The organism is Winogradskyella sp. A3E31 (assembly GCF_046720935.1).
In the GTDB taxonomy this organism is placed as follows: Bacteria; Bacteroidota; Bacteroidia; order Flavobacteriales; family Flavobacteriaceae; genus Winogradskyella.
On record NZ_JBHNWH010000021.1, the window covers coordinates 1 to 2,310 of the forward strand.

A 2,310-nucleotide genomic window follows, 5' to 3' on the forward strand; every position below is an offset into this window, starting at 1 on the left:
TGGAATACATGAACCAAAAGGGTGGGAACAACGCAGTTGTGGAACCATTTTGGTCAGCTTTTTCGCTGAATGTATTCCATCGGTCTCGGCTATGATTTCGGCTTGGAAAATAACATTGGGATTTTCCAGCTGCGAAATCCAGGCGATTTAAAGATAAAGTTTTTCGAGAAGGGCAAAAGGTAAAGCTGAATTATAGCCAATGTTGGCAATAGTTTTTAGTTTTCCATTTCAGCTATTTTAGTCCACACTACACGTACATTGTTATATTTCGCCTCTACTGGAAATAAAATAAGCGTATCACCTTTAAATTGATATTTCCGTTGGTTAGTTGTATTCCACAATTTTGGGTTGGTATGAGCTAGAATAGTATGTTCTATTAATTTTTTGTTTGGCAGGATTCTGTATCTACCAAAATAAGTGAAGTTACTGGCTAAATGCTTTAGATCTTCAACATAGTAGCGACCTACTTTTGTCGTGTCTTCAAAATGATAGTTCTCATAATTTTCCAAGACTTCATGTACACCCATTCCTCCTTGTCCATCATATATCAAATAGCCGGTAGTATAATTTAAGTTTCCTCCAATTTTTTCCCATTTTCCATTAATGGAATCTTGCTGTTGAATTTGATAGAGTTTCCAACTACCCGTCAATCGATTATTGTCAGATATTGTTGTTTGGTTTGCACAACCTATAACCAGTACAATTAAGAAAAAAACAGCTATAGTTTTTAAGATTTTCATAATTATTGCCAACGGTTTTGTGTATGGTTAGTTGCGTGGTTTAGCAACTAAGTTAGCAAACTTTTACGAACCCGTGAATATTCCGCAGGAATATTCGCAAGTAAGCTCAATGAAGCAATTAATTATACACGTTGTTGGCAAATCGTTATTTTATTTTCCATTTAACTCCACTCCAAATAATTCCTAATGAAACTAAAATTAACGCAAAATTCCCAAAATTAAATTTCTCATCCGTAAACGATTTGTAAATTGTTCCAATCACAAATAAAATCGATATAATTAAAGCAAAGTAATAACCCTGTTTAGATTCGAAAAACGACTTTTTTCTTTCTATTTGTCCGTTATTATATTTCAAGAGTTTTGAGTCAATATCATGGCATAAATTCACAAATTTTTCGGAATTACAGAAATTATCATTTGAGCTTATTCGGACTGTTTTTCCGTTTTTGAGCTTAAATTTTATTCCAGCTCCTTTCATCCAATGAATTTTATAATATTCTAAATTTTTAAAAGCAACATTTTTATTATTCCATTCCAACTGATTTGTTGTTAATTCAAAATCTGAAACTTTTACTATAAACTTCTTTTTTAATATATAGAAATAAAATCCAGCGAGAACAAAAGCTAAAATTCCTTTTAATAGCCCAAAACTCATAATTCTATTCAACACGAATATTATTCCAGAAAAGACAGCTACTGTTGAACCAAGTAAGAATAGTAATTCAAATTGGTTTGTATATTCAACATTTTCGTACTTCCGCATTGTTTTGTGTAATGTTTTCCAACGTGTTTGTGTATGGTTAGTTGCGTGTTTAAGCAACTAATTTAGCAAACAAATCACAGATAGAAAATTCCAGCGGAATTTTCGTAAGTAGGCGAGTACTAGCAATTAATTATACACGTTGTTGGCTGTAGTTTTTTATTTTTCAGATGTGTAATTTCCAATTTTTGTCAGCTTTAAATCCGTGTTGAGCTTCTGCAATTTTATTGATTTCAGATTTGTTTTTCAATTCATATTCAAAGTGCTCGAGTTGTTTCTCTTTTAAATATTCCATTTTATTTTTTCCACTATTCCGATTCCAAGGTTCAGAGTCGCAAACTTTACAAACATTGTTTCTGACAGCAACAATTCCACAAACTTCACAAGGTTTCAGAGAGCCAATAATTAAATCAACTTTTTTAAAGTCAAATTGTTTAAATGATTTAGGGATATTTTGGATAAATTCAAACCAACCAATTTGATTGTGATTCAAAGCGATTTCGTTTTCGTCTATTTTTAAAATTAGAATTTTGTCATTATTCGAAAATCGAATTGATTTAATTTGGTTCCATTCAAGTTTTTTAGGTTTAGCACCAAAAGGTTCATTTATTACAAATCCTTTTTTAGTCAACTCTATGTCGGTTATCTTATTCGACAACTTTTTGAAAATAAATTTTCGCATTAAGTATCCTACCATAGGGTTTGTTTAAATTACTGCCAACTACCTGCTAAACGCAGTTCGGCCTTGAGAACGAAGATACAAAAAGAGGAAGATAATGAACTTCGGTTTCGCGCGGCCACGCGGAACTG

General features: G+C 32.0%; 3 protein-coding genes. All 3 read right to left on the reverse strand.

Annotated elements, in window-relative coordinates; all coding sequences use genetic code 11:
- Positions 1-215: 215 nt before the first annotated feature.
- The 3 genes from ACFEMA_RS14660 to ACFEMA_RS14670 all read right to left on the reverse strand — a co-directional run bounded on the left by ACFEMA_RS14660 (position 216) and on the right by ACFEMA_RS14670 (position 2,131).
- Positions 216-740 carry a lipocalin-like domain-containing protein gene (locus ACFEMA_RS14660; RefSeq protein ID WP_411768960.1) on the reverse strand — a complete coding sequence of 175 codons (525 nt, stop codon included), beginning with the start codon at positions 738-740 and terminating at the stop codon, positions 216-218.
- Positions 741-885: 145 nt separating this feature from the next.
- Positions 886-1,503, reverse strand: a complete 618-nt coding sequence (locus ACFEMA_RS14665) for a hypothetical protein (RefSeq protein WP_115840116.1) — start codon at positions 1,501-1,503, stop codon at positions 886-888.
- Positions 1,504-1,666: 163 nt separating this feature from the next.
- A complete protein-coding gene (locus ACFEMA_RS14670) occupies positions 1,667-2,131 on the reverse strand; it encodes a hypothetical protein (protein WP_411768961.1) in 465 nt (154 codons plus the stop codon).
- Positions 2,132-2,310 lie beyond the last annotated feature (179 nt).

What these genes read in the sequence shown, in the direction of transcription:
- ACFEMA_RS14665 (WP_115840116.1), bottom strand. Translation starts at nt 1,503, where the DNA reads ATGCGGAAGTACGAAAATGTTGAATATACAAACCAATTTGAATTACTA.
- ACFEMA_RS14660 (WP_411768960.1), bottom strand. Translation starts at nt 740, where the DNA reads ATGAAAATCTTAAAAACTATAGCTGTTTTTTTCTTAATTGTACTGGTT.